General features: G+C 48.4%; 25 protein-coding genes and 3 tRNA genes. 8 read left to right on the top strand and 20 right to left on the bottom strand.

Going from position 1 to position 26,096, the window contains the following annotated elements; translation table 11 throughout:
* Window positions 1-63: 63 nt before the first annotated feature.
* Window positions 64-1,011 (top strand): substrate-binding periplasmic protein, encoded by a 948-nt coding sequence (locus tag ACGHTT_RS08585; protein ID WP_390594729.1) that lies wholly within the window; start codon window positions 64-66, stop codon window positions 1,009-1,011.
* Between the two features lie 12 nt (window positions 1,012-1,023).
* Here the strand turns inward: ACGHTT_RS08585 and ggt are convergent, their stop codons facing one another.
* On the bottom strand, window positions 1,024-2,721 hold the full coding sequence (gene ggt, locus ACGHTT_RS08580) for a gamma-glutamyltransferase (RefSeq protein ID WP_390594728.1): 1,698 nt from the start codon (window positions 2,719-2,721) through the stop codon (window positions 1,024-1,026).
* A gap of 148 nt (window positions 2,722-2,869) precedes the next feature.
* On the opposite strand from ggt, the gene ACGHTT_RS08575 reads away from it, so the two are divergent.
* Complete coding sequence (locus tag ACGHTT_RS08575) at window positions 2,870-3,367, top strand: 6-pyruvoyl tetrahydropterin synthase family protein (protein ID WP_390594727.1); 498 nt, start codon at window positions 2,870-2,872, stop codon at window positions 3,365-3,367.
* Between the two features lie 10 nt (window positions 3,368-3,377).
* Entirely contained in the window at window positions 3,378-4,142 is a 765-nt protein-coding gene (locus tag ACGHTT_RS08570) for a queuosine precursor transporter (protein ID WP_390594726.1), read from the top strand.
* Window positions 4,143-4,180: 38 nt separating this feature from the next.
* Here the strand turns inward: ACGHTT_RS08570 and ACGHTT_RS08565 are convergent, their stop codons facing one another.
* Window positions 4,181-4,903, bottom strand: coding sequence for an SDR family NAD(P)-dependent oxidoreductase (locus tag ACGHTT_RS08565; RefSeq protein WP_390594725.1), 723 nt, complete (start codon window positions 4,901-4,903; stop codon window positions 4,181-4,183).
* A gap of 219 nt (window positions 4,904-5,122) precedes the next feature.
* Between ACGHTT_RS08565 and ACGHTT_RS08560 the strand changes: the two genes are divergently transcribed.
* Window positions 5,123-5,989, top strand: a complete 867-nt coding sequence (locus ACGHTT_RS08560; protein ID WP_390594724.1) for a hypothetical protein — start codon at window positions 5,123-5,125, stop codon at window positions 5,987-5,989.
* A 52-nt stretch (window positions 5,990-6,041) separates the two neighbouring features.
* Here the strand turns inward: ACGHTT_RS08560 and ACGHTT_RS08555 are convergent, their stop codons facing one another.
* Window positions 6,042-6,710: a DUF4253 domain-containing protein gene (locus tag ACGHTT_RS08555; RefSeq protein WP_390594723.1), complete on the bottom strand. Its 669-nt coding sequence runs from the start codon at window positions 6,708-6,710 to the stop codon at window positions 6,042-6,044.
* A gap of 246 nt (window positions 6,711-6,956) precedes the next feature.
* Between ACGHTT_RS08555 and ACGHTT_RS08550 the strand changes: the two genes are divergently transcribed.
* Complete coding sequence (locus ACGHTT_RS08550) at window positions 6,957-7,298, top strand: zinc ribbon domain-containing protein YjdM (protein ID WP_390594722.1); 342 nt, start codon at window positions 6,957-6,959, stop codon at window positions 7,296-7,298.
* 886 nt (window positions 7,299-8,184) lie between these two features.
* Here ACGHTT_RS08550 and ACGHTT_RS08545 read toward each other — a convergent pair.
* The 13 genes from ACGHTT_RS08545 to ACGHTT_RS08485 all read right to left on the bottom strand — a co-directional run bounded on the left by ACGHTT_RS08545 (window position 8,185) and on the right by ACGHTT_RS08485 (window position 19,547).
* A tRNA-Leu gene (locus tag ACGHTT_RS08545) sits at window positions 8,185-8,271 on the bottom strand.
* Window positions 8,272-8,357: 86 nt separating this feature from the next.
* A tRNA-Cys gene (locus ACGHTT_RS08540) sits at window positions 8,358-8,431 on the bottom strand.
* Window positions 8,432-8,573: 142 nt separating this feature from the next.
* Entirely contained in the window at window positions 8,574-9,134 is a 561-nt protein-coding gene (gene pgsA, locus ACGHTT_RS08535; RefSeq protein WP_390594721.1) for a CDP-diacylglycerol--glycerol-3-phosphate 3-phosphatidyltransferase, read from the bottom strand.
* Window positions 9,135-9,177: 43 nt separating this feature from the next.
* On the bottom strand, window positions 9,178-11,001 hold the full coding sequence (gene uvrC / locus ACGHTT_RS08530; protein WP_390594720.1) for an excinuclease ABC subunit UvrC: 1,824 nt from the start codon (window positions 10,999-11,001) through the stop codon (window positions 9,178-9,180).
* 151 nt (window positions 11,002-11,152) lie between these two features.
* Window positions 11,153-11,806, bottom strand: a complete 654-nt coding sequence (locus ACGHTT_RS08525) for a response regulator (RefSeq protein ID WP_290262853.1) — start codon at window positions 11,804-11,806, stop codon at window positions 11,153-11,155.
* Window positions 11,807-11,990: 184 nt separating this feature from the next.
* Window positions 11,991-12,599 carry an alpha-ketoglutarate-dependent dioxygenase AlkB family protein gene (locus ACGHTT_RS08520; protein WP_390594719.1) on the bottom strand — a complete coding sequence of 203 codons (609 nt, stop codon included), beginning with the start codon at window positions 12,597-12,599 and terminating at the stop codon, window positions 11,991-11,993.
* Entirely contained in the window at window positions 12,577-13,623 is a 1,047-nt protein-coding gene (murB, locus tag ACGHTT_RS08515) for a UDP-N-acetylmuramate dehydrogenase (RefSeq protein WP_390594718.1), read from the bottom strand. Before murB ends, ACGHTT_RS08520 begins: the two co-directional genes overlap by 23 nt.
* Window positions 13,620-14,090 carry a low molecular weight protein-tyrosine-phosphatase gene (locus ACGHTT_RS08510; RefSeq protein ID WP_390595012.1) on the bottom strand — a complete coding sequence of 157 codons (471 nt, stop codon included), beginning with the start codon at window positions 14,088-14,090 and terminating at the stop codon, window positions 13,620-13,622. The genes murB and ACGHTT_RS08510 overlap by 4 nt, the downstream gene beginning before the upstream one ends.
* Before the next feature lie 22 nt (window positions 14,091-14,112).
* Window positions 14,113-14,868 (bottom strand): 3-deoxy-manno-octulosonate cytidylyltransferase, encoded by a 756-nt coding sequence (gene kdsB, locus ACGHTT_RS08505; protein WP_390594717.1) that lies wholly within the window; start codon window positions 14,866-14,868, stop codon window positions 14,113-14,115.
* Window positions 14,869-14,905: 37 nt separating this feature from the next.
* Window positions 14,906-15,940: a tetraacyldisaccharide 4'-kinase gene (lpxK, locus tag ACGHTT_RS08500; RefSeq protein ID WP_390594716.1), complete on the bottom strand. Its 1,035-nt coding sequence runs from the start codon at window positions 15,938-15,940 to the stop codon at window positions 14,906-14,908.
* Between the two features lie 3 nt (window positions 15,941-15,943).
* Window positions 15,944-16,381 (bottom strand): ExbD/TolR family protein, encoded by a 438-nt coding sequence (locus ACGHTT_RS08495; RefSeq protein WP_390594715.1) that lies wholly within the window; start codon window positions 16,379-16,381, stop codon window positions 15,944-15,946.
* Window positions 16,382-17,008: a MotA/TolQ/ExbB proton channel family protein gene (locus tag ACGHTT_RS08490; RefSeq protein WP_390594714.1), complete on the bottom strand. Its 627-nt coding sequence runs from the start codon at window positions 17,006-17,008 to the stop codon at window positions 16,382-16,384.
* Between the two features lie 148 nt (window positions 17,009-17,156).
* Window positions 17,157-19,547 (bottom strand): DNA internalization-related competence protein ComEC/Rec2, encoded by a 2,391-nt coding sequence (locus tag ACGHTT_RS08485; protein ID WP_390594713.1) that lies wholly within the window; start codon window positions 19,545-19,547, stop codon window positions 17,157-17,159.
* Between the two features lie 77 nt (window positions 19,548-19,624).
* Here ACGHTT_RS08485 and ACGHTT_RS08480 point away from each other — a divergent pair, with 77 nt between their 5' ends.
* Entirely contained in the window at window positions 19,625-20,092 is a 468-nt protein-coding gene (locus ACGHTT_RS08480; protein ID WP_390594712.1) for a flavodoxin family protein, read from the top strand.
* A 377-nt stretch (window positions 20,093-20,469) separates the two neighbouring features.
* On the opposite strand, the gene ACGHTT_RS08475 is transcribed toward ACGHTT_RS08480, so the two are convergent.
* The 3 genes from ACGHTT_RS08475 to arsS are packed head-to-tail and all read right to left on the bottom strand — an operon-like array spanning window position 20,470 to window position 22,807.
* Window positions 20,470-21,129 (bottom strand): TIGR04282 family arsenosugar biosynthesis glycosyltransferase, encoded by a 660-nt coding sequence (locus tag ACGHTT_RS08475; protein WP_390594711.1) that lies wholly within the window; start codon window positions 21,127-21,129, stop codon window positions 20,470-20,472.
* Window positions 21,130-21,876, bottom strand: a complete 747-nt coding sequence (locus ACGHTT_RS08470) for a TIGR04283 family arsenosugar biosynthesis glycosyltransferase (RefSeq protein WP_390594710.1) — start codon at window positions 21,874-21,876, stop codon at window positions 21,130-21,132.
* Window positions 21,827-22,807, bottom strand: coding sequence for an arsenosugar biosynthesis radical SAM (seleno)protein ArsS (arsS, locus tag ACGHTT_RS08465; RefSeq protein ID WP_390594709.1), 981 nt, complete (start codon window positions 22,805-22,807; stop codon window positions 21,827-21,829). The genes ACGHTT_RS08470 and arsS overlap by 50 nt, the downstream gene beginning before the upstream one ends.
* 69 nt (window positions 22,808-22,876) lie before the next feature.
* Between arsS and ACGHTT_RS08460 the strand changes: the two genes are divergently transcribed.
* Both ACGHTT_RS08460 and ACGHTT_RS08455 read left to right on the top strand, forming a co-directional pair.
* Window positions 22,877-22,953 (top strand) — tRNA-Arg (locus ACGHTT_RS08460).
* A gap of 21 nt (window positions 22,954-22,974) precedes the next feature.
* Complete coding sequence (locus ACGHTT_RS08455) at window positions 22,975-23,697, top strand: 16S rRNA (uracil(1498)-N(3))-methyltransferase (protein WP_390594708.1); 723 nt, start codon at window positions 22,975-22,977, stop codon at window positions 23,695-23,697.
* Here the strand turns inward: ACGHTT_RS08455 and ACGHTT_RS08450 are convergent.
* Window positions 23,687-26,032, bottom strand: coding sequence for a putative bifunctional diguanylate cyclase/phosphodiesterase (locus ACGHTT_RS08450; RefSeq protein WP_390594707.1), 2,346 nt, complete (start codon window positions 26,030-26,032; stop codon window positions 23,687-23,689). The genes ACGHTT_RS08455 and ACGHTT_RS08450 overlap by 11 nt on opposite strands.
* Between the last annotated feature and the right edge of the window lie 64 nt (window positions 26,033-26,096).

Genomic DNA, 26,096 nt, shown 5'->3' with positions numbered 1-26,096 from the left:
AAATGCTAGACTTAGGCTCAAGCCAACGGTTTATCACAATGTGCACAGAGAGGCTATTTATCCGTGAAACTGGCGATACAACGCATCACTCGCTTGCTGCTAAGCCTTGTTCTCGTTGTTATCGGATCTTTGCTTTCAGGCCCTATTGTTGCAGTTGCAGTTGCAGCCGTAACCCCATACCCATCAGCACCACTGCTGGCCAAAAAAACGATCACCATTCGAATTCCCAAAAGCGAAATTAGTAACTCCGGGCACACCAGCTATGTCGTCGAACTACTACGGCTTGCGCTTGAACATAGCAAACAGGCTAGCGAAATTATCCAGCTTGAGCCGATTACCGAAGATTATACTCAGGCAAGGCTAATTGCCGAGCTGCGCGATGGGTCAAATATAGACCTTATCTGGACCATGACCTCGAAAGATAGAGAGGCAACCATCAGGCCTATCCGAGTCCCGATATTGAAAGGCTTATTGGGTCAGCGGGTATTCTTAATTCGCGAAAATCAGCAATACATTTTCGAAAATGTGTTAACTCTTAACGACCTTGCTCGGCTCGTGGCCGGGCAAGGCAGCCACTGGCCCGATACAGACATACTACGCGCCAATGGACTAATTGTTTTTACCTCACCACACTATGAGTTGCTGTTTAATATGCTGAAGGGTGGGCGATTTAATTACTTTCCCAGAGGTGTTAACGAAGCCTGGGCCGAAATTGACGCGCACCCGAACGAAGGCCTAGCGGTGGAAAAATATTTATTACTCTCCTACCCCGCGCCCATGTATTTTTTTGTCAACCAACGCAATTTCGATTTAGCCAATCGAATTGAACGCGGCTTAGAAGCGATGATCAATGATGGCAGTTTCGATAAACTATTTTTAAACCATCCGAGCATAGTGGATGTGGTAAAGCGCGCGAAGCTGAGTGAACGACGGGTTTTCAAGCTACTCAATCCGGATCTACCCAAGGAAACCCCCTTAGGCGACCCGCGCTACTGGCTACAACTGCAATAGCTAGCGTTACATTCACTCGGCATTACGAATTTTTAATCTAGGCTCTGCCACAGCAATTAATTTTCCATCAACCAGCGCGATTGCCTGGGTAGAACCATAGGGTGGCATTTCCTTGAGCTTATGCCCCCTTACCACTAACGATTGCCGAATGCCCGCCGGTAAATTTGACTCAACGAATAGCATGTCTGGGCGCCATTGTTGATGGATGCGGCTTTTTCCAAGCGCATCATTTAACGATAAGCCCAAATCCAAATGATTGATTATCGCCTGTACAACTTGCGTAATAATGGTTGGCCCACCTGCTGCACCGACGGTCATAACAGGCTTGTCACCCTTTAATATTAACGTCGGTGTCATACTCGACAGCGGTCTTTTACCAGGCTGAACACTGTTGGCCTCGGTACCAACAAGCCCATAAATATTGGGAACCCCAGGCTGCACCGAAAAGTCATCCATCTGATTATTCAGTATCACGCCAGTACCTGGCACTATCACCTTAGAACCAAAGTCCGTGTTTACCGTGGTGGTAATGGCAACCCAATTGCCCAATTTATCAGCAGCGGCAATGTGTGTTGTGTGTTTGGCAAATAAATCAATGTCCACATCCGCAGGCGTACCTGGACCCGATACCTCAATAGCGTGATCGAGGTCAATCCGCGCCGATTGCTTTTTGAGATAATCGGCCTTTACTAAACCTTTTGGTACCTTGGTAAACGCTGGATCGCCCAACCAATGCGCCCTATCGGCAAAGGCTAATTTCATCGCATCACCAATCACATGATAGCGGTCACCGTCTTTCATTGCGCCTAAATCAAAACGCTCCAACATGGTTAAAATTTGTGCTGTGTGCACACCGCCAGAACTTGGCGGCGGAAATCCGACCAAAGAATAACCGCGATACTGCGTAACCAATGGCTGCCTTTCTAGTGCCACGTAATTGTGAAAATCTTTTGCCGTCAGCAAGCCACCATTTTTTGCCATCCAATCGCCAACGGCTTTAGCGTAATCACCCTTGTAAAAATAAGCGCTGCCATCGCGTGCAATCGCCTTAAGGGTTTCGGCTAAATCTTTCTGCACCAATTGATGCCCTCGTGGCCAAGCATTGCCCTGCGCATCGAGCAACACGGCAGCACTGCCGGGAAATTGCGCTAGTCGAGGTGCAGAGCGCGCCAAACGATCAGCAAATATTTTATCGATAGCGAACCCTTCCTCAGCCAGTTTGGCTGCCGGTAAAAGCACATCGGCATAAGGTTTAGCCCCAGCTTTAGCGATGGCAATTTCATAAGCGGCAATTGAGCCTGGTACACCAGCCGCTAAAGCACCGGTTTGACTTAACTGGGTATCGGCCACTCCGTCGACCACATACATGTCGCGGTGCGCAGCCATTGGCGCCGTTTCGCGACCATCGATGGCCAACAGCTCGCCTTTCGCCGTGCGAATCAAGACAAAGGCACCGCCACCTATGCCTGAATTGTGACCATCAACAACGCCTAAGGTAAGGGCTGTGGCAATCGCAGCATCAACGGCATTTCCGCCATTTGCCAGAGCATCCATACCGGCCTGTGTCGCTAGCGGGTGCACCGACGCTACAGCACCCAATTCATTAGATTGCGCGTAGGGTTCATCTTGAGCAAAGGCAAGCAGGCAGGTAAGTAAAAGTGAGAAAGTTACAACATTGATACTCAGTTTTTTGAGGACTACGGGCATCATCCAATCGTCTCCTTTGTACGTAAGTGGTCAGCATACTCCTCTACATAGCATCAGCAAAGGAACAGGGTACAATTTTCCCCATCGGCACCCTATACTGGGCGCTCTTTAGCCCTGCCCAGGCGGGATTTAACCAGCGACGGACCATTGAATGAGCAGCCTGACCACCATAGAAGTCAACAAAGAAGACATGAAGTTTTCTGCCGCCCACTTCACGATTTTCTCTGCGACTGAAAGAGAGCGATTGCACGGTCATAATTTTCGCGTGTCCTTAAGTATTAGCTCTCCAGCCAATCGCAACGGCCTAGCTTTTAGCTACAAAATCCTCAAAGACAAAATACGTGCATTGTGCGATGAACTCGATGAATACACCCTACTGCCGGCACATTCCCCTTATTTAAAGATAGTGACAACGGAACATCACCACGAGGCCAGCATGAACGGCGAAACCTTGGTGTTCTTACGCACAGACTGCAAACTACTGCCCGTTCCTAACACCACGGTGGAAGCGTTTGCGGCTTATTTGCTAGACCGGTTTTTACACGATGACGACTTTGTTGAACGCCATGACCTAGCCAGCGTTGAAATGAAAGTGTCTTCAGGGCCCGGGCAATGGGGCTCCTGCGCGTGGCAACAGGATCAACCATAAAATGACGGCTATGGATACAGATACACTTTCGCCTTCGGCACTGAATTGGCGCCGAGAAAAAGTTTTTTTACTACTAACTGGCTTCTTCCTCTGTGCCATGACGTTACTCAATGTCATTGGCATCACTCGATTCATAGAACTAGGTCCGCTAGCCCTAGCGATAGGCGTACTACCCTATCCACTCACTTTTTTATGCACCGATATCGTGAGTGAAATTTATGGTAAACAGCGGGCAAATTTTATGGTAACTGTTGGCCTTGTCATGAATGGCTTCGTGATTGGCACACTTTGGCTAGCGAGTAGCCTACCCTCTGTAGCGCCCGATTCTCTGCCGCCTTGGCAAGTATTGAATTTATCACAAGACGTTATTTTACCGAGCGGTGAAGTGATTTCGGGGTCAGTAGAATTATTCCAACTCATTTTCGCCTGCACCTCGGGCGCGGTCTTCGCATCCATGCTAGCTTACCTCGCTGCACAATATTGCGACGTACAGCTATTCCACTTCTGGAAGCGGGTAACAAAAGGCAAGCACCTTTGGCTGCGCAATAACTTTTCCACCCTGATCAGCCAAGGCGTAGATTCCTTCATGGTAATCAGCGTCACCTTCGGCGCGGCGTTTATAGCCGGCGCCATCACCTTAAATCAATTACTGGTGCTAATGGGCAGCAATTATTTATTTAAAATGACAGTTGCGCTCTTGGACACATTGCCCTTCTATCTTGCCGTACATTATTTGCGACAGTACCTACGCGTAGCAGACGAAATACCGCTATAGCGCGTTATCACTAGGAAACGCGTTGCGCAAACGCAACGCTAGCGCTCAATTTGACCTAAATTGGCGTGCATAACTGCGCCATTAAACACCGCCTGAGTTGCTGCAACATAAATAGCGTCGGCCATTTCTTGCGGCTGTATTAGTCTATTAAACGTTACACCGCTGGCAATACTATCAAGAACTGCCTGGTCCCCACCTACATGTGCCCGCAACATTTCTGTATCGGTAAATCCTGGGCAAACACAATTCGTGTGAATACCGCTCCCAACCAAGTCTTGGCAGGTTGCACGCATCAAGCCGACCAACGCATGCTTAGACGTGACATAACTACAGCTATTGGCAACAGCTTTTTCACTTAAGGTAGACCCCACGTAAACAATCGCCGAGCCAGGCGTCATAATGGGTAATAATATTTGGTTGAGCTGAGCGGGTGCAATGACGTTAACCTGCATCACTTTCGCGAAGCTCTCCGCCGCCACAGTACAAACAGAATCTTTTTCTAACAAACCAGCATTGTGGACAACAACAATACGCCCCTGACCAGAAGGCATACGTTTAACCACAGCATCATGAAGCTTTCCTGCTCCTTGAATGGCCCAGTTAGCATCACTCATATCCACAGTGATTTGCGCAACACCGGCAAGCCCAATTGGTGTTCGCGATAGGTTTATTACACTAAAACCTTCAGCTTGAAAGCGCGCAATGGCCGCACGCCCAATACCTCTGCTACCACCCGTGATAACCAGCATTTTTTCAGACATAAAACCCTCCAAAAAATAGGGAAAAGAATAAACACCCAGGCCCTTCATTAACGTCAAGAAGCTTCATTGGTATAAGCCCCATTTCACGAAGAGATATTAGAAAACGCAAACTATACCAGTTATATGGCTTTAGAATCAGTCTATACTCTCAGGCATGGCCAATTCTAACTCATGGAAATATCTAGCCTTTTACCAATCGCGCTAGATTTAAGAGGTTGCATGTCATTTAGCCGGACACTATTACTGCTCCTGATGGCTGGCCAGACGGCATTTGGCATGGACATTATTACCCTGCCCACACCCCAGTCATCACAAGATACTCGCGGCGAATACAAGAACGCAGTACTTTATCGCGCACTGGAACTCACCACATCGGAATACGGCCCCTACCAAGTTAACTTGAATGGCCCCAGCATGAACCGAAAACGTGCCCTACTTGAAATTCAGGAAGGTCAGCTCATAAACGTCTATTTCGCGCCCGATGACCCTTCGTGGCGAGACTTAACACTTCCCATACTAATCCCCATACGACGTGGCATCTTAAATTACCGTCTTTTACTCATCCACCAAGATAATATTGATCGGTTCGCAAATATAACTACCTTAGAAGAACTAAAAGCACTCAAGATGGGCGCACAATACGATTGGAGCACCAAGAGCTACTTGGAAAATTACAACTTCACTATCGTTAGTGGTGGCAGCTACGAGGGACTTTTTGTCATGCTGGAAAATAAGCGCTTTGACTTTATGTTGCGAGGCGCCCACGAAATATTCAACGAGGTTAGTCAAAGGGCTACCACCATGCCACACCTGACCGTCGAGCCACATCTAATGCTCTACATCCCCACGCCAACCTATACTTATGTATCACCCCGCCATCCGAGAATTGCGAAGCGCATACAAGCGGGATTAGAAATGATGACAAAAAACGGGGATCTAAAATCAATTTTCGACCATCACTTTAGCGATGAAATAAAAAAAGCAAATTTTAAACACCGTAAAATTTTATTTTTAGAAGAAAGCCACAAACAACAGATACTTAACGCACCAAATATTTGGTTCAATCCTGAACAAGAAGCTCCCTAAAAAATCATTAGAAACCAAGCGATGAAGGTAATATCAGGATGAGCAACTCAGCTTAATCCCACCAAAAAAACCACACCGAGTGATTTAACAAAGTGGCCGCCAAATTAGCGACAGTCTCGACACCTTGGTCCACAATATCGCTACAATAACAGTACTGCTGCCAAGCTAGCGCCATAGCCTCAGCCTCCGTTTGAGGCGGCCGCTCAACATAAGCTTCAATCACATCATTACTAACAGCCACAATATGCGCGCCATACTTGGCTTGCCAATAACGCCAAATCGCGCACTGTACATCTGGAGCTGGGCACTCGTTCCACCCACCAAAATGAAAATGCGCCGGAATCTGCCAAGACTGATCTACTTGCAGCTTCGCCCCCATCAACTGGGTATGAAGTTGACCGCTCATCATGTCGTGGGCGAGTGAGAAGCCTGGCTGATCCACAACATCGCTCGGCCAATTGCCTACTCTATCCATTAATCCAACAGCACTTTCCTCAACGTCCATTTCGATATCAACACGGCGAGCTCCGAACCAAGTATCAATATCTAGCTGTGAAGCGCGAGTAATAATTGCGTCGGCAGACTCCGTCGCCTGCGTTAAACCTTCTTCAATATACTGCATATCCTCCATTGATCCGCAAACAACGAGCTTTTCCCGACTCGACATAGCGCCAATCGCGTCTTGAAATGCAGACACTGGCATTAATTCTACAAATTTCATGCAATGACCTCTAAACAACCGCTAAAAATTGCACCTATCATATATTTCTTTAACCAGGCTGAACCAACCACCTCAGTCATTACTTTGTTTGACGGTGACCACAGGGGACTTATAATACCGAGCCTTAGAATTTCAGCGAATGAATATCGATGTCACGTGCATTCATGTCGCTTGGCGTCGGATAGTCTTAGCGACACAGCCCACTGCCGATCATCACACCATCAAGCCCCACAACGAGAAATAAGCATGTCATTGCCACCTTGCCCAAAATGCCAATCTGAATACACCTATGAAGACGGCGCACTGTTGATTTGCCCAGAGTGCGCGCACGAATGGTCAAAAAACGCTGACGCCACCGACGAGCAGCGAGCGAGCGTTAAAGACGCTAACGGCAACGATTTATTTGAGGGAGATAATGCCACCCTCATCAAGGATCTCAAAGTCAAATCCAGCTCAATGGTTATCAAAATTGGCACCAAAGTTAAAATCAATAGAATTGTCGACGGCGATCACAACATCGATTGTCGTGTCGATAAGATAGGCCCAATGATGTTGAAGTCTGAGTTTGTGAAAAAAGCTAATGACTAGCTTCAGCGTAAAAATTGGATTGATTTTAATTACGGAAGCTTATATTCACTCAATCAATCTCGAGTAAGCAGAAGCACTCAAAAGAAACCAATGCAACTGATGCACATTGAGGTCTTACATGGCTCGAAATGACAGAACCCTTAACTACCTAAGGCAACGCATTCCCAGCTGAGATTACGTGTTTGGCTGGCATAACTGCTAGCCCATTACCACTTCCAGCGAAGAAATAGCCAGGCCTCCTGTTAAAAGTGGAGCGGTACACGAAGCCGCGCTTGCAGAGCTTAGCTGCCAAAATCGCTCTAAACGATTACCAGTGAACCGGTCCGGTTCAAGTCCCCGGAGGAATTTGAGCGCTTATCTAGTTGCTTCTGCGGAATGAGATCGACATAGAATGGTGCCCGAGGCCGGGTTAACGCTAATAGCCTAAGGGCTATTAACGCCCTACGGGGTGAGCTCGCGACCTCCCTGTCGCTCGGCCTTCGGCCAACATCGTTGCTCAAATCGTTATCCTTACGATTTGTCGTCGCTATCGCTCCTTGTACTAAATGCTAATCGCATTTGACTGCGTGCATCCATACACTTCGGCCTCCGGCCAGCGTAGCTGCCAAAATCGTTCCAAACGATTAGCAGTGAACCGGTCCGGTTCAAGTCCCCGGGGGAATTTGAGCGCTTATCTAGTTGCTTCTGCGGAATGAGATCGAAATAAAATGGTGCCCGAGGCCGGGTTAACGCTAATAGCCTAAGGGCTATTAACGCCCTACGGGCTGCGTCGCTATCGCTCCTTGTACTAAATGCTAATCGCATTTAGTGAACCGGTCCGGTTCAAGTCCCCGGGGGAATTTGAGCGCTTATCTAGTTGCTTCTGCGGAATGAGATCGACATAAAATGGTGCCCGAGGCCGGACTTGAACCGGCATGACCGTGAGGTCGAGGGATTTTAAATCCCTTGTGTATACCAATTTCACCACTCGGGCATCGAGTCAGGTGATGAAAGTCATCAGCCTGTAAGGTGCTGTCGTTGTCGACAGTTTTGTTAGCGGTTTAACACCGTTAACGAAAGTGGAGGCGCGACCCGGAGTCGAACCGGGCTCAACGGATTTGCAATCCGTGGCATAACCGCTTTGCTATCGCGCCAAGGGCCGGCATTGTAGCCGAGCACTACTAAAAAATGCAATATTTTCTGACACTTAGCTCGAATAAAACTGGTTATTCGATAAATACCCAAGGGCACAGAAGAGCGCGCTATTCTAGGGGGCAAGTCAACGGTGTCAAGTACTTAGGCAGCTCTTTTTGACTTCATTAATGGCCAGGCTGCCTTCAAATAGATAAACATTGACCAAAGTGTCAGACCGGCAGCCACATAGAGCAAAAAGTAACCAGCCACCAACATTACTGGATGGGCTGTCGGCTCTATCGCAAGCAATAATACGATAGCCAACATCTGCGCAGCGGTTTTGATCTTGCCAATATAGGAAACCGCCACACTCGAGCGCTTGCCAAGCTCCGCCATCCACTCCCTAAGAGCGGAGATGACAATTTCCCTGCCAATGATTACCGCCGATGCAATAGACAGCAAGGCGCTGTCATGCGCGCCCACAAGAAGCACGAGCGCGACAGCCACCATGAGCTTATCCGCCACAGGGTCTAAAAAAGCCCCAAACTCCGTCGCCTGCTCAAATCGCCTTGCAATATAGCCATCGAGCCAATCAGTGGCAGCGGCCACGGCGAATATGATGGCAGCAACGGGATAACTCCATTTGTAGGGCAAATAAAATATCACCACAAACAGCGGAATTAACGCAATACGTGCCAGTGTTAGTTGGTTGGCCAAATTCATAGGGGCTACTTTTACTTCAATTTTGCAATCGGGCAAGTTACCGTCAATGCAGTGCAGTGTAAATATGATCGGCTAATTTTTTGCTAATACCCGGCACTTTTTCCAAATCAGCGGCCGATGCAGCCGCAATTTCCTGAAAACCACCAAAATAGCGCAACAGCTCACGTCGCCGACTAGGGCCTACGCCCTCAATTTCTTCTAACTTTGATACTCGTCGGGCTTTATCCCGCCGTTGCTTATGGCCTGTAACAGCAAAACGGTGAGCCTCGTCGCGAATAGATTGAATTAAATGCAGTGCGCTATTTTGGCCATCCAAAACAAATTCACGATCGCCGTCTATTAGCGTTTCAAATCCCGCCTTACGGGTTGTGCCTTTAGCCACACCCAAGAGCTTAACCTCGGGCAAGCCAAGCTCGGCCATCACCTTCTTGGCGATACTGAGCTGACCTTTACCACCATCGACAATTAACAGATCAGGCAGACGCCCAGCCTCGGCCTGCACGCGCGAGTAACGCCGACTTAGCGCCTGCGCCATAGCCGCGTAATCATCACCAGCGGTAATGCCGTCAATATTGAAACGCCGGTAATCCGACTTAAGGGCGCCTTCTCGATTGAACACGACACAAGAGGCGACGGTTTTTTCACCGCTACTGTGACTGATATCAAAGCACTCCAAACGCTCTGGTAACGCCTCCAGCTGCAATACCTCTTGCAAGGTTTCGAAACGCTGTAACAGCGAAGACTTAGTGGCAAGGTGCGAAGCCAGATTTTGTCGTGCCGCTGACTGCGCCAAGCTCTGCCACTGCTCTCGATAGGAACGCACTTGCCAGACCAGCCGTACATTTTTTTGCGCCGCGCCCGAAATGGCTGTTGCCAACAAATCGGCATCATCAATAGCAGCTGGTAAGATTATTTCGCGTGGATAATCTCTATCGCCACCCGTTAAATACCATTGCGATACAAAAGACAACAACAACTCTTGCTCAGTTTCCTGCAAGTGGTATTTAACAAAATAACTTTTACTACCCTGAATGCGGCCTTGACGGACGAATAAAAAATGCACACACAGCTGAGCCCCATCTGACGCGATGCCGATTACATCCACATCCCCGATTTGATTGTCGACCGGGGACTCCGACTGAACTTTACGAAGTGAGGTTATTTGGTCGCGCAACAAGGCTGCGCGCTCAAAATGTAATTGCGTAGAAGCTTGCTCCATCTGATCGGCAAGAACGCCAATTAACTCTGAGCTTTTACCGCGCAAAAATTGCTGTGCGTGCAACAGATCGGCGGCGTAATCTTCTGGGCTAATTAAATCAACACACGGCCCCGAGCAACGCTGAATTTGGTATTGCAAGCACGGCCGCGAGCGATTTGAAAACACTGAGTCTTCACAGGTGCGCAGTCGAAAGGTTTTCTGCAAGAATTGAATGCTCTCATGCACTGCTGCTGCACCAGGAAAGGGCCCAAAATATTCACCTTTCTTGCGTTTAAGGCCCCGATGAACGCCTATTTTTGGGTAATCATCGCGGCTACTGATAAAAATATAGGGGTAAGATTTATCGTCGCGCAACAGAATATTATAGGGAGGACGCTGGGCCTTGATTAAACTTTGCTCCAGCAGCAACGCTTCAACTTCAGTTTCGGTAAGCGTCACCTGCATCGTCCGAATACGCGCCACAAGCGCCTGCGTTTTCGGTGTCAAACCACTGGCCCTGAAATAGCTAGCCACACGATTGCGTAAGTTTTTCGCCTTACCAACATAAAGAATATGCCCGGTTTCGCCATACATTTGATAAACACCCGCTGTTAACGGTAGTGTTTTCAGGAAAGTTTTATGATCAAAACTCAGTTCTGTATCCGACATAGGCTCGACGCGTGTAAAAATTATTCAATTTCAACCGAGTAAATAAAACAAAGCCCAAGCTTTTTGGCTTGGGCTCTAGTGTATCAAGAGTATCTTATTTAGAAGAGGCTTGTTTGAAGCAATCGCACCGTTTAAAACTCACAGATGCAAGCTAAACCACAGATTCCGGGTCTAGCACATGATGCTTAATCGCCAACAGCGTCAGCTCTACATCACTGCTAATACTCAGTTTTTCAAAAATACGGTACCTGTAAGTATTCACCGTTTTTGGACTGACGTTAAACGTGGCAGCAATATCCATCGGCTTTTGACCATTAGCAATCATCAATGCCGTTTGCAACTCTCTTTCTGATAGCAACTCAAAAGGCGACTGCTCACCCTTGCGACCGCCGAAATTCTTCATGGCTAGCTGGCGGGCAACGTTATTGCTCATATAGATCTCGCCACGCACCACCGTGTGGACAGCCTCGATCATTTCCTTAAGGTCTGCTCCTTTAGTGATATAGCCAGCAGCCCCCGCCTGTAACAAGCGTTGAGGGTAAAGATCATCATCATAAGCTGTGACCGCAACGATGCGAACCTCAGGATGCCAATGCAGAAGCTTTTTAGTCGCTTCTAAGCCCCCCATACCAGGCATCTTCACATCCATTAAAATGACAGTAGGATTTAATTCCTTGGTGAGTTTAATGGCCACTTCACCGCTTTCGGCTTCGCCAACTACCTCAATTCCCTCTACGTCCGACAACATGCGTACTATCCCCGTACGCACCAAATCGTGGTCGTCGACTACCAGTATTTTGATCAAGATATTTGTCCCCAAAGACAGCACATCGGTGATATGTGCACTATTTTTCTTATCCTTACCTAGAGAGCCATTTGCATATTCAACCCTTAGATTAGCGGTTCAGCCCCTTGTCCGACACAGTAATGTATCACCCAAGGGTTTCATTGACTAGCAAATGTGACACCTGTCACATTTTTGTTTGCACTCAATTGGTACCGGTGTGCACCACCTGCCTGAACGTTAAACTCACCCTTGCACCCGTATTTACGCGCTTTGGCAGACTATGCTGCCACGCTTGCTGAAGCCCCGGCCCCATAATTAGCAAAGATCCAGGCGCTAAATCCACGCCAAAAGCTGCCTGCTCTCTACGCTTATGACGAAAGCGCAAAGTTCTAGTCACCCCAAGGCTAACCGTTGCAATAACGGGTTCGGCACCCAACTCAGGCTCGTTATCTGCATGCCATCCCATACAGTCCTGTCCGCTGCGGTAGTAATTAGCCAGCACACTGTTGATAGGCAATGCAAAACCATCGATCAATCTCGCCCGAATATCGGCCAACACAGGCGTCCAAGGAATGGCTTCAAACTCAGTGCCAGAATAACGATAACGGATACCTGACTCACCATACCAAGCATTCAAACGCGGAATTTTATGGGTTTTGCCGTACAGGCGAATTTCTGACTGCGCCCAGCGTAGGGATTGTCGTAACTCGTCAAAATAAATAGATGCCTGCTCAGGCGTTAAAAAGTCTGGAAAGTAGCTCAGAGCGCCATCCGACAGATACTCAATACTAGGGGTAGATTTGCGGTTCAATGACCAACCTCACACCGAACATAGCCTCAACCTGATCGGCAATACGGTGTGCAAAGTTCAGTACTTGATTACCATCACACCGCCCCGGATTGATCAACACCAAGGCTTGATGAGCATGCATGCCGACACCTTCGCTTACCTTTCCCTTCAGACCTGCCCTATCAATTAACCACGCCGCCGCCAGCTTGTACCGACCGTCGGCCTGCAGGTAAGACACTAGATCGGCGTGTTCGGCGCGCAAGCGCGCTTCCTGCTTCGCATCCACAATCGGGTTATGGAAAAAACTGCCCGCATTGGGGATAACAGCAGGGTCGGGCAACTTAGCACGGCGAAGCTTCGCCACCCTATCGGCAACCGCCATGGGTAAAACTTGGTCCAGACCGCTCGGATCAAAATTATCAAGTAGCCCCGGGTAAGCCAACTTAGCAACGCCATGACTCGCCAAGCACAGGCGCACACTAAGGATGATATATTCACCCTTGCTTCGCTTAAAAAAACTGTCGCGATAAGAGAATTCACACGCGGATTTAGAAAAAACCACAAGCTCGCCGTCGCTCACCCTCAACGCCTGTAAATCGTAAAAAACCTGATCTAACTCAACGCCATAAGCACCAATGTTTTGAATCGGGGCAGCGCCCACAGTGCCGGGTATCAGATTAAGATTTTCTAAACCCCAGAGCCCACGGGCAAGACTAAAATCAACCAGTGCCTGCCAGGACTCCCCAGCCGCTGCCGCGACATAAACATTCGCGTCTGCAGCTATTTCGGCGCCCTCTTTCACCTCAGCTTGGACGTCTATGCCACGCAATGCTATCTGCATAACGAGGCCGGCAAAATCCGACCGCATGACCACATTGCTGCCACCGCCTAACACCATCAACGGCAAGTTTCTAGCACGCGTGAACTCGAGCGCCTGACGAATATCATCTATACAAGTCACCACGCAAAAAAATCGCGCTTTAGCGGGTATCGCTAAGGTGAGAAAGCGCTGCAGATCGATATTTTCAGAAATACAAAAGGTCATTGGGGCAACCGCAAATCATGCGCAACGATATGATCAATTAAACCACTAACGCCTGCCTCAATTAAATCCAACACCATGTCAAAACCGTCTTGCTCACCATAATAGGGGTCTGGCACTTGATCAAATCCGGGAAGAGAACCGAAGGACAACAATAAATCCAACCTCGCCTTACTGTTAGCCGGCTGCAATTGTTTTAATGCGTGTAAGTTAGATTTGTCCATGGCTAAGACATAATCAAACACATGAAAATCGTCACTCGCAACCTGTCGCGCTCGGCAGGATGTAATGTCAACCGCGCGCTTTTTAGCATGGGCAACACTGCGAGGGTCAGGGCTATTACCTACATGCCAGGCCGCAGTGCCAGCGGAATCTACACCTACCTTATCGGCCAAGCCCCTTTTTCCTAACGCTATCCGCAATACACCTTCTGCTGAAGGCGAACGACAGATATTACCGAGGCACACCATTAAAACCTTAACGCGCACGTCACTACCCCAGCAATTGGCACAAACGGGCTAAATCGTCCGGCGTATCAACGCCACCTGGCACGGCTTCAAGCGCATGCGCCACATGAATCCGGTGACCATAATGCAGAACCCGCAACTGTTCTAACGACTCCAGTTTTTCCAGGGGTGACTGCGGCCAATTAACAAACGCATTGAGCAAACTAACGCGATAGGCGTAAATACCAATATGACGCACAAACAAATCTGATACCGGTAAGTGAACTTTATCAACAGCAAAGGCATCTCTTGCCCAAGGCATTGGTGCACGACTGAAGTAGAGCGCCATACCGGCCTGATCGGTTACCAACTTGACAATATTGGCATTAAAAAAATCCTCGGCGCGTTTAATCGGTTCGCATAGAGTTGCAACGGAGGCGTCTTTATTGTCAAAGATGTTTTTTGCCACTTGGTTGATAACCGCTGGGGGAATTAACGGCTCATCGCCTTGCACATTGACGACGATATCAGCGTCGGTTAAACCTAATAACTGCCCAACTTCTTGCAGCCGATCAGTACCAGATACATGGTCAGCACGGGTCATACAAAACTCCCCGCCGAAACCCTGCACAACATCGGCAATACGCGCATCGTCTGTCGCCACCACAACCCGTTTGGCTTCACTCATGCGAGCCTGCTCAACCACGCGTTGAATCATCGGCTTACCAGCAATATCGGCTAAAGGCTTGCCGGGTAAACGGGTAGACGCAAACCTTGCGGGAATAATCACGGTAAAGGACATAGACACTTCTCAGAAAAAATTTGGAAAACTATCGGCACTAGCGATCAATAACTTTATGCGCTTTAACTTTCAACAGTAGCGCATCTAACCGGTCGATAAAGTCTGGCGGCAAATGCGCCTCGACGGCCAGATAATACCAATGCTCGCCAGCAAATTGACGGCATTTCACCGCATCCTTTTCGGTCATCAAAATATAATCCTCGGCCCACTCTGTAAAGTCTGCCGGCGAATAGTTGTAATGATCGGGGAAAACATGCGGCTCATAGCAAATACCTTGCTGGGCGAGCGTCATAAAAAAACGTTGGGGATTACCAATACCACAATAAACCTGCCATAACTGCTCACTGGGCATATCTTGCAATGCAGTGCGCGCGCCTGTCGCTACATGCACAAAAGCCATGGGCTCCATGCGCATCTCGACCAACTGCTCGGTCAACGAATTCAAGCTCGCGTGTAATGGCCCGGCAACATTTACCACAGGGAAATCAACTTGATGAAGCCGAGTTAGCGGTTCGCGCAAAGGCCCAGCTGGAAACAAGAAACCGTTACCGACACCGCGCTGGCCATCTAGCACTGCAATTTCAATATCGCGTGATAACGCATAGTGCTGCAAGCCATCATCACTCAACACAACATCGCAATGACAGTGCGCCAAAAGGTAGGCGACAGCGCGACTGCGATTTGGGTCTACGACCAAGGGAACCTGGGTTTTATCTACTAATAGTCTTGGCTCATCGCCGCATTGTTGAGCTGAAACCTCGCTACTCACCAATAAGGGATAATGCGTTGTTTGGCCGCCATAACCACGACTCACAACGCCAGGCGTCCAACCTTTTAGGCGCAATAGCTGAACCATCGCCGCAAGCAAAGGCGTTTTACCCGTGCCACCCAATGAGATATTACCTACCACAAGGATGGGCGGCTCAACGATTTCACAGGCGCTACGGCTTAACCAAGCACGTCGCAACACAGCAATAGAAAATAACAGAGCGCTGATAGGTAAAAGAATTAACAGCAGCGGCCACCAGCGCTTGTCTTGGCCGTACCAGCCCCGCTCTACGAAAGGTGGCATAGCTTACTCGGACTGCGCCTCAGGGCGGCGAGTCGTCAAACTTAAATGCACAAAACCTAACTGCCCGGCGGCATCCATGGCCGTTACCACTGACTGATGCGGGGTTGCAGCATCCGCCGTAATAATGAGCGGCGTTTTGGTATTGTCATTTCCAACCGATTGCAGGGCGCGCAACAAGGTAGGCAGCTTTTTATCAACCAAGGTTTGACCGTTAATGGCGTAACTGCCATCAGCATGAATTAAAATCTCTATATGTTGTGGTTGCGATTCAGCAACCTCGCCTTTTGCCTCTGGCAAATCGATAGATAAGTGCGTCTCTTTGGTGAACGTGGTGGACACCATAAAAAAGATAAGCAACAAAAACACCACGTCAATCAGAGGTGTTAAATTAACGGACTCTTCTTCGCGCTTGGCGCGCTTGAACTGAACGGCGTTACTCACTTAGTTACCCTTGCCTTCTACACGACGATCGCTGTGCAGTGCATCCACGAGTTTGATCGCTTCCTGCTCCATGACAACCACTAGTGAGTCTACTTTACGGGTAAAATACCGATGAGCAACCATGGCCGGAATAGCCACACATAAACCAGCGGCGGTCGTGACTAATGCTTCCGAAATACCACCGGCTAACGCGCCAGCATTACCCGTACCTTGTAACGTAATCGTGGTAAAAACCTTTATCATCCCCAGCACCGTTCCCAGTAAGCCAAGCAGTGGCGCTACTGCCGCGATTGTGCCCAGCGCACCTAAGTATTGCTCTAGCTTGTGGACAACTTCACTGGCCGCCTCTTGGATAGAGTCGCGCATAATATCTCGACCATGGCGGGAATTACTTAGGCCTGCAGCCAATATTTTGCCCAACTCAGAGCTTTGCTTTAACTCTTTTAATTTATTGGCATCCAGCTGGTTGTTTTTTATCCAACCCCAAACCTGCGACAATAAATGACGCGGTGCTATTTTACTGGCGTTAAGGCTCCAAAGCCTTTCTAGGGTGATACCTAGTACAGCCATTGAACACAAAATAATCGGGACCATCAGCCATCCACCGGCTTTGACTATTTCGAACACTATTCGCTCCTGAAGACCTAAGAATCGAGCACGGCTAAACGCGCCTCGATAACCTTGACGACCAGCCTCAACGCCGAGGCCAGATACATTAGTCGAGGCATAGCCTCCGACCGACTGGCGACACTCTATCACAAGCTAGATAGCCTGTTTAGCCGTCGAACCAGAAGTGTTTCTCAGTTTCTCGCCAACGAAAGATCTGCACCGCTTGATTCGGTAGCCAACGTAACTGGATTGCGCCATCGAGTGCCGTATTTAAGGTTTCCACTCGCAGACTTCGCAACCGATGCAACACCTGCTCATGGGGATGGCCATAACGACTCCGATAGCCTGCGCTTACCACCGCTAGGTCTGGCTTGAATTGCTGCAAGAGCAGATAGGAAGAAGAGGATTGACTACCATGGTGGGGAACCACCAGCAGCCTAAAGGCCGACGCATCCTCACGTTCGGGCCATGACAATGTCGCCTCCCGCTGGCTGCTGATATCACCCGGTAAAAGAAGATGTAGCTCAGGGAATTCAACCCGCAACACGCAGGAGGCGTCATTGCCCTCAAGCGCTGCACCGGCAGAATTAAAATAATAGCGGCCAGTCGAGCCTATCTGATGGACACTTGTATCTGTATTGCAGTTTTGCATCCATATTGTTGGTGCCCCTAAGCGCGGGCGAGTAGCACTTGGTTCGCCGGCGAAAATCGCCGCAACGACTACCCTTTCACTCAACCTTGTCACACCGCCGGCATGGTCGGCGTCGTCATGGCTAACTACCAACGCATTTAATGCCATACGTCCGTGAAAGCGTAAATAAGGCAAAACGATCTGAGTAAAGGCGTCGGTATGCTCTCCAAGGGGCGGCCCCGTGTCGTAGAGTAGACGCTCGCCATCGGCTTCAATCAATACCGCCAAGCCCTGCCCCACATCAAAAATTGTAATTCGGCGCTCGCTCGAAAAAACACTTTGCCGCAACTGAGACTCGGCAACCGCTATCGCGGCAACGAATACAACCATTGAGGCTTTTAACCTAGCTGGCGCAGGCACCAATAGCGCTAACGCAAGCCCCGATACGACAAATAATAACGACGGTGTTAGCTCAAAATCTATCCAACCTAGATTGGAAAAAAGACCATCTATCCACGTCAAAAGGCTCAACAACCAACGCAGACTTAAGGCCGCACCGGTTAAAAGCCAATTGGCCCAGAGCGGATCAATGCACCAGAATAAAAAGCTCAATAATGACAGCGGCACACTCGATACTGTCACCCAAGGAATTGCAAGACTGTTGGCGAGCACACTGACTGAGCTTAAACCACCGAACAAAAAAAGACTTAACGGAAGAAGCCCGATAAAAATTGCTAATTGCGGCCTAACCCAACGCTGCAATCGGGTAAAGGTCGTTTCCTTAATGACTCGCCGTGAAGACGTGGCTATAACGAGAACAAAGACAGCCAAAAACGATAGATAAAAACCGCCATCGGCAGCTTGAAGCGGATTGATAAGCAGCACCATTACCAAAGCGTATAGCCACACATCGAATAAACTCCAATGCTTAGCCGTTAGCTTACTGAATAGAAACAAAGCCACCATAATCAGTGCCCGTTGTGTAGGCAACGCAAAACCACTGAGTGCGGCATACATAGCTGCGAAAAATAACGAGACTAAACTAGCAAGGACGCGCGCGTTGAATAAAAAAATATGACATCGCAGACTTAGCATTAAAAGTAACGCAGCAAATACCCGTCCTATCCAATAACCACAAAGCGCCATAATCCCCACATGTAAACCGGATATCGCCATTAGATGACTGGTACCCGTGCGCTGAAATAAATTTCTTACAGACGACGTTAGGAAACTCGAGTCGCCTATGGTTAAGGCAACTAAAACATCTGATACATCCTGAAAGACCTGCTCGGTCAATAAGAAATCGCGCCAGCGATATCTAAGCCCAGCAAGCCCTTCTCGACTGTGAGCAATAAGCTCCGCCCTTGCCACTGAACCCTGTGCAACTATCCCCTTTTTCATCAACGATAATTGATAATCAGCTGCGTAAGGGTTTGATTGGCCACGGGGGCGCGTTAACTTGGCATCAAAGTGCCATACTGCACCGGGTATTAGCTGCACGGGAACGGCATACCAACGCATTTGAACGCGAGAACCGATAATGCGCGATAAAGATGGACAGCTTGACAAAGACGCGGCATCAATTGCGTGAACATCCACCAAAAATTGCCCGAGTTTTTCCGTGCGCACATGCGCATATTTGGGCAATCCAATCACGCGCCCGCTGAATTGAACCTGCTGATGTGAGCAAACGGAGGGCAGCAAGTCGTCCATAACGCTATGCCCATGTACTCCAGCAATTAAAACACCCAACGCAAGCGCTGCGACCATCTGCAGCGCACAACGATACCTACCTGTTTTGAACACAAGAAAAACGATAACAATGAAAAGCAACGCTGTAAAAACGAGGGCAAAAAAAGACGGTAGACTTGGCCAAAGCACTAAGCTACCGAGACTCATAGCAAATATGAGGAGAGTGATGCGCATAACCATCCTTGTTTCAACGCAATCTAAGGTTTACTCTATTTTAGTTCATGCCCAGCGTAGAGCTACGATTAATTTCAATGACCGAGACACGAAAAAAAATCCTGGTGCTGTACCACACTCAAAGTGGCAATACCGAAAAGCTCGCCCACGCTGTCTCGACAGGTGCTAACCAAGAGGCCGAGTGTGAAGTTCGCACATTAATGGCGTTCCAAGCCTCGCTGGCCGATCTACTCTGGGCTGAGGGCATACTGTTTGGCACGCCAGAAAACTTTGGTTACATGAGCGGCGCATTAAAGGATTTCTTCGACCGAACCTATTACCCAGCAGAGCCCTATAACTTAAATATCCCCTTTGGCCTGTTTATTTCAGCTGGAAACGATGGCACTGGAGCCGAGCGAGAAGTCCAGCGCATCGTAAAAGGCTACCCCTTTAGGCAAGTGATACCCACGCTGATCTGTAAGGGCGACGTTAATGAAGAACACCTCGAAGCCGCCAAAGTACTCGGGCAAACGCTAGCCGCTGGGCTAAGCATGGGCATTTTCTAGCCAAGTAGAGCAACGATGCAGCAATTGCTATTACCGTTAGTTGCAAGCGTGAATACTCGTAACAAGGAACCCCTAAAAAACGCTGGGAGTTTTCCCCAGTTTCTGTGGATAAGTTTGGGGGTAAACCTTGAGCAGATTGCGTTAGGCCGCATTGATTCTAACGCTGCCACACATTGACGATTAGTTAACCAAGATCAAGAATTCATGTAAATCAATAACTTAGAACGTTTTTCAAGTCTTTTTTACAAATAGACTTTAAGGCGCTGCACGCTAATTGAACAACTCAAGGCGATGTGCATAAAAGTAACGAAGGGTCAACGAAAAAGAACGCCCAAATTGCAGCGCACTGCCTCTGCGTTTCAGCAACCGATAGGCGACTAAAGCGTTGAGCTAGCACACCGACTCCAACGGGAAAGCTCAGCGTATTGGCTTAACTGAGCAAGGTCTTCAGGGCGGTCGACATCAGCCAAAGGCCCCAGAAGATAGGGCGTTATCCCCAACGCGCCTGCTTTTGCACAGGTTTGCGCTAATACCTGTTCTGTGCCCCAATCCACGCCTTCGAACACGGGCAGCGGTGATGTCATCGCAATAAGTACATAACCGCCATCGTTAGCAGGCCCCAAGACAAGCTGTTGCCCCCGCTCAAGCGCTGTTACCACGTCGGCTAGGTACGCTGGGCTGAGTGCTGGGCAATCACTGCCGATGACAATAACCCAAGGATTAATGCCGCCCTGTAGGTGATGTTCAAAACACGCAAACATCCGCTGCCCCAAATCGCCCGCCGGTTGGGGCCATAAGGGTGTGCTTGAAAAGATTTCTTGCCGCCAAAAATCGTGGTCAAGTGGGGCAACAGCTAAAACGTTCTGCACCTTGGCGAGCGACTTCAGCATCTGATGGCTGTGTGTCACTAGCGCGCAATGCAGGGCTGTTGCATCGTCCGGCGTTAACGCCGAATACAACCGCGTTTTGACTTGGCCAACCATCGGCGCTTTAGCAAACTGAACGATGAGGCCCGGAGCCCGATCACGCTGAGTCATTTAGCGAACCCTTGACTTTAGGTGTGGGTAATAAATAGCCGCCAAGGCATTTGGATTGGCACCCAACCAATAACGCAAACGCAACCACCACATAGTTAAAATGGTTTTTACTTGGCCTTGCTTTTGCCAACGCCGCGCCGAGGTGATCACATAACCAGAGTGCTGAGTGGATCGATGGACTTTACCAAGCCTAGAGCAAAGTTCGATATCCTCCATCAAGGCCTGATCTGGATAACCGCCAATAGATTCGAAGACACCGCGCTTTACCCACAATGCTTGATCACCCGTGGCAATCTGGGTCAAAACTGACCGCAGATTGATAAGCCGAGCCACCAACGGCAATAAACCATAGTCAGGTTCTATACGTAGACGATAAAAACCCCAAAGCCCAGTCGTAACATCGGGTGAAAAAAAAGGCGCAAAAAGCGACAGACTCACCCGCGAGTCGGCGTGCAGAAACAATAAATAATCGCCACTAGCCTTTGCCGCCGCCGCATTCATTTGCCGTGCTCTGCCAGGCGGGCTTTCGACAATGTGATCTGCTAGCAACGCCAATTCAGCCGCCCTATTGGCATCGTCAGCGCAACCATTAGCAACCAATAATTCAGCCCCCTGCATCCGCAAGGGCTGCAAGGTATTTAAAAGTACCGCAACCTGTTCGATATCACCGTAAGTCGGAATGATGATACTTAAGCTATTAATCGAGTGCGCCGCCACAACTACTGCCCTGCCCTGCTGTACAGCCATAGCAATGCTCGGCAATTTGAATAGATTGACCGGCTAAATCTGAATCGAGGATATCGCGTAAATGCAACCTCGGTTTGTCCGTCACAATCGCGTCTTGTTGAATGAGCTTTAACGGCATTTCCAGCATTTGATTAAAATCACAATCATACACATAGCCCTGCCAATCGACGCTGATTAAGCTTTTACACATTACGTTGGTCAAGTTCTGCTCACTAAAATTATCTTTTAGTAATTCTAAATAGTATTGAAACTTACCTTTGGACTCTAAAACGCTGCCAAATCGGGAAATCGGCATATTAGTGATGGTTAATAGCTGATCAAAGTGAATACCATGAGCAGCTTTTAATTCGCGCTTATAGTCTTGCTCTAAGGCTGCCTGAGGTGGTGGTAGAAAAGCGCCATTGGGGTTGTACACCAAATCCAAGCTCAAATGCCCTTGGTCACCGTAGCCTAGGCCATTAAGTATTTTTAACGCCTCTACAGACGATTCATAAACACCTTTGCCCCGCTGTTCGGCAACATTCTTTGCCTCATAACAGGGTAGGCTCGCGACAATACGCACGTCATATTGCGCTAAAAATGTTGCCAGATCCTCAAAGCCAGGCTCCAGTAAAACCGTTAAATTACAGCGATCGATAACCTCAACCCCGCGCCTTTTTAGCTCGCGCACCAAATAGCGGAAATGCGGGTTCATTTCCGGTGCACCACCAGTGAGATCAACGCATTTTATTGCATGCCTATCGACGTAGGACAAGACTAAATCAACCGTTGGCAGATCCATTAACTCTGTGCGTTTTGGTCCGGCGTTTACGTGGCAATGGGTGCAACTTAAATTACACAAATACCCCAAGTTCACTTGTAAGGTTTGCAATAAACCCCGTGAAATGGCGGGAAATGATGAGGGAAACAGCAATGGTTTGGTGTCTAGCATAAGTAATTATCCGCGAAACTGTGCATAAAGATTGCGCCTTCAGTGAAATTCATTACAATTAGCGCCTCTGTCCCCGTAGCTCAGCTGGATAGAGCAGCCGCCTCCTAAGCGGCAGGTCGGACGTTCAAATCGTCTCGGGGACGCCACTCTACCGCTACTTGCCATCTATGAACCTGCTATTACTTGATAGTGATGACTTTATCCACGACGATCAAGTAGTCCTAAGGGCGCGAAGGGCCAAGCACTTAACTACCGTTCAAAAAATAGCCATTGGCGATTCATTACGGGTTGGCCAAATCAATGGACGCATGGGACAGGCCGTTGTTACAGCTGTCGATGAGAATCAAGTTACGCTGTCTCAGGTCATGTTATCGCAAGAGCCACCCACGCCGCTCCCCCTACATCTATTATTGGCGCTACCTAGGCCAAAAATGTTGCGGCGGATTTTTCAAACAGCCGCAACTATGGGGGTTAAGGAAATTACCCTCATCAACGCCTATAAAGTTGAAAAAAGCTATTGGCAAACACCCTTTTTACAAGCGGAAAAAATACGGGAGCAGCTGATACTGGGGCTTGAGCAAGCAAAAGATACGCTATTGCCAAGCGTCACTTTTGCGAAACGATTTAAGCCCTATGTGGAAGATGAGTTGAGCCTTATTTGCCAAGGCAAACAAAATTGGATAGCTCATCCCTATCAAAGTCAAGCTTGCCCGCGCGACCAAAGCCTCTACACCCCATCGAGCTTAGCCATCGGCCCGGAGGGTGGTTTTATTGAGTACGAAGTGGAGAAATTAAATGCTATTGGCTTTCAATCTATTGGCCTTGGTGATCGCATATTAAGGGTCGAAACGGCTCTACCGGTTCTATTGGCAAAGCTTTTTAACACTTAAGAAAGGCTTCAAATTTATCTAAAGGTACGGCTGGACTCGTGAGATAGCCCTGATAAGAATGACAACCGTACTTTTTCAACAGGCGTAACTGTTCTTCATCCTCCACCCCTTCTGCCACCACATTCATACCAAGCAAACAGCCCATGGTGACAATGGTTTCCACCAACACGCGGTCATTTTGATCGTCGACAATATCGCGAACAAAGCTCCTGTCAATTTTCAACGTGCTTACCGGCAATGATTTTAGGTAGCTAATGGAAGAGTAACCCGTACCAAAATCATCCAATGAAAAACTCACACCCATATCAGACAACTGGGCCATAGTACTGATTGTTTCATCGACATTTTGAATAACCACACCCTCGGTAATTTCCATATCTAGGGAGTTATCTGGAATATTGCCCAACGACAAGGCAGCACTCACGTCCTGCACAAACGTCTTTCGTCTAAACTGGCGCGGACTAATATTAATACTTAGGCGCATATCCGCTCGCCACAGTCCCTTAGATTGCCATAATTCCAATGCCTTACAGGCTTCTGTTAACACCCATGCCCCCACGTCGACAATCAGACCCGATGTTTCCAGCACAGGAATAAAATCCACCGGGGAAATAAACCCCTTCACGGGATGTTGCCAACGCAACAGAGCCTCGGCGCCAACGACCGCTTTGGTTACACAATCAATTTTTGGCTGGTAATACAGCTCAAACTGTTGATCCTCAAGCGCGCGATGTAGATCACCCTCCATTAATAACTGCTGACTGACTTTATCAGCCATATCAGTATTAAAAAACTCGATCGCATCGCGCCCACGCTCTTTAACTTGATACATGGCGGTATCGGCGTACTTAATCAGTTCGTGCACACTGCTATCGGCATCGGGGTAAACCACGACGCCCACACTGCCGCTAACGCGCAACTCCATTTCATCATAGATATACGGTTCTGAAATTTTCGCGCGAATTTTTTCACCTATTTCAGCAGCCTTCAACGCCGCTATGGAAAGGTCTTGATCCAATACGGTGAGCACAACCACAAACTCATCGCCACTTAAACGAGCCACTAAATCTTCTTCTCGAACGGAGCGCTGTAGCCTTTGCGCCACTTGCTTCAACACCTCATCGCCAACCGGATGACCGAGCGAGTCATTAATGGTTTTGAAGTGATCGAGATCAATAAACAAAACAGCGCCGTGATAGCCGTGCCGCTTAGCTCTTCTCAGCTCATGCTCTAGACGCTCAACCAGATGCACTCTATTCGGTAAATCTGTTAGGGCATCATGGTAGGCCATGAACTCCATCTTAAATTGTGCCCGTTTACGCTCGGAAATATCCGTCGACACAATCAATGCTACTCGCTCATCGTAAAACTCAATTGGCTTTATATAGGTCTGCAAGTAAACCGGATTGCCATCTATTGAGCGAAAATTTTCCTCGAGCACTTCACTTTCGACTTCACCAGAAATGACACTACAATCTATTTCAATTAAACGATCAACATCATTTAAATAGAAGGTTAGTAGATCACTGACATGACAATTTTGCATCTCAGCTGTGGTTTTCCCCACAAAATCTGCGAGGGCCTTATTTGCAAAGATATAGTTTCCATCTTTATTTCTGGCCCCTACCATCACAGGTAAACTATCGATAATTTGGCGAATATGTTCTTCACTACGCCTCAATGCCAATTCAACTGCTCGTCGTTTAGCAAGCGACAGCTCCATCAAATCCAACAGTTTATTTGTTGTAGTGACGAGTTCACCCAACTCATCATCGCGATGATCTGTTGGGTATTTAATCCGCGACTGACCAGGTTTATCTAAATCAATGCTGGACATTTCTTTCACCAGCTGTATCAGGGGTCGAGTCAACATCAAATGAAAGGCAAAAAATAAAAACAGTACGAGCAAGGTGTTACGTAACATCCCGGCACCAAGAATCAACCCCGAACGATCAAAAAAGGGGGCTAACACCACATCAATATCAACGGTAAAACGAATAGTACCGGCGACACTATCACCGTAACCTGGAATACTCAGGCGAGCGGTATAAACTCGGCTATCTTCTGCAATAAATGCTGTTATCCAGCGGGTAGAGCTGACCGGGCGCGGTTTACTGCCGGTAGCGAGAACGCTATCCAATTCATCGGCAATGGTGACGTCATAAACAAAGTCATACGCTAATAAGCCATTGACCACTTCGAGCGATAGATCATCGTCTAGGGTATGAACAGCGCGGGCTGCGGGCGGCGTGGTGACTTCAATAACCCGCTGTATCAAGCTTTCTAAGGATTCCTCATGGCCCTTTAAATCAAGGTACAGCTGCACTGAACTCATTGCCAAGCCTAGAATAAAGGCCAGGATGACACCCACCTTAGCGAGGCGAAAGGAAATCCCCTTG

This window comes from Simiduia litorea, assembly GCF_042853465.1.
GTDB classification, from domain to species: domain Bacteria; phylum Pseudomonadota; class Gammaproteobacteria; order Pseudomonadales; family Cellvibrionaceae; genus Simiduia; species Simiduia litorea.
The sequence above is the reverse complement of the archived record's forward strand: the minus strand, read 5'-3'. Positions and strand labels throughout refer to the sequence as shown.

What these genes read in the sequence shown, in the direction of transcription:
- ACGHTT_RS08565 (WP_390594725.1), bottom strand. Translation starts at nt 4,903, where the DNA reads ATGTCTGAAAAAATGCTGGTTATCACGGGTGGTAGCAGAGGTATTGGG.
- ACGHTT_RS08450 (WP_390594707.1), bottom strand. Translation starts at nt 26,032, where the DNA reads ATGAGTTCAGTGCAGCTGTACCTTGATTTAAAGGGCCATGAGGAATCC.
- kdsB (WP_390594717.1), bottom strand. Translation starts at nt 14,868, where the DNA reads ATGTCCTTTACCGTGATTATTCCCGCAAGGTTTGCGTCTACCCGTTTA.
- murB (WP_390594718.1), bottom strand. Translation starts at nt 13,623, where the DNA reads ATGACCTTTTGTATTTCTGAAAATATCGATCTGCAGCGCTTTCTCACC.
- uvrC (WP_390594720.1), bottom strand. Translation starts at nt 11,001, where the DNA reads ATGTCGGATACAGAACTGAGTTTTGATCATAAAACTTTCCTGAAAACA.
- ACGHTT_RS08510 (WP_390595012.1), bottom strand. Translation starts at nt 14,090, where the DNA reads ATGGTGTGCCTCGGTAATATCTGTCGTTCGCCTTCAGCAGAAGGTGTA.
- lpxK (WP_390594716.1), bottom strand. Translation starts at nt 15,940, where the DNA reads ATGCCACCTTTCGTAGAGCGGGGCTGGTACGGCCAAGACAAGCGCTGG.
- ggt (WP_390594728.1), bottom strand. Translation starts at nt 2,721, where the DNA reads ATGATGCCCGTAGTCCTCAAAAAACTGAGTATCAATGTTGTAACTTTC.
- ACGHTT_RS08555 (WP_390594723.1), bottom strand. Translation starts at nt 6,710, where the DNA reads ATGAAATTTGTAGAATTAATGCCAGTGTCTGCATTTCAAGACGCGATT.
- ACGHTT_RS08455 (WP_390594708.1), top strand. Translation starts at nt 22,975, where the DNA reads ATGAACCTGCTATTACTTGATAGTGATGACTTTATCCACGACGATCAA.
- ACGHTT_RS08560 (WP_390594724.1), top strand. Translation starts at nt 5,123, where the DNA reads ATGTCATTTAGCCGGACACTATTACTGCTCCTGATGGCTGGCCAGACG.
- ACGHTT_RS08570 (WP_390594726.1), top strand. Translation starts at nt 3,378, where the DNA reads ATGGATACAGATACACTTTCGCCTTCGGCACTGAATTGGCGCCGAGAA.
- ACGHTT_RS08470 (WP_390594710.1), bottom strand. Translation starts at nt 21,876, where the DNA reads ATGGCTGTACAGCAGGGCAGGGCAGTAGTTGTGGCGGCGCACTCGATT.
- arsS (WP_390594709.1), bottom strand. Translation starts at nt 22,807, where the DNA reads ATGCTAGACACCAAACCATTGCTGTTTCCCTCATCATTTCCCGCCATT.
- ACGHTT_RS08475 (WP_390594711.1), bottom strand. Translation starts at nt 21,129, where the DNA reads ATGACTCAGCGTGATCGGGCTCCGGGCCTCATCGTTCAGTTTGCTAAA.
- ACGHTT_RS08485 (WP_390594713.1), bottom strand. Translation starts at nt 19,547, where the DNA reads ATGCGCATCACTCTCCTCATATTTGCTATGAGTCTCGGTAGCTTAGTG.
- ACGHTT_RS08550 (WP_390594722.1), top strand. Translation starts at nt 6,957, where the DNA reads ATGTCATTGCCACCTTGCCCAAAATGCCAATCTGAATACACCTATGAA.
- ACGHTT_RS08480 (WP_390594712.1), top strand. Translation starts at nt 19,625, where the DNA reads ATGACCGAGACACGAAAAAAAATCCTGGTGCTGTACCACACTCAAAGT.
- ACGHTT_RS08575 (WP_390594727.1), top strand. Translation starts at nt 2,870, where the DNA reads ATGAGCAGCCTGACCACCATAGAAGTCAACAAAGAAGACATGAAGTTT.
- pgsA (WP_390594721.1), bottom strand. Translation starts at nt 9,134, where the DNA reads ATGAATTTGGCCAACCAACTAACACTGGCACGTATTGCGTTAATTCCG.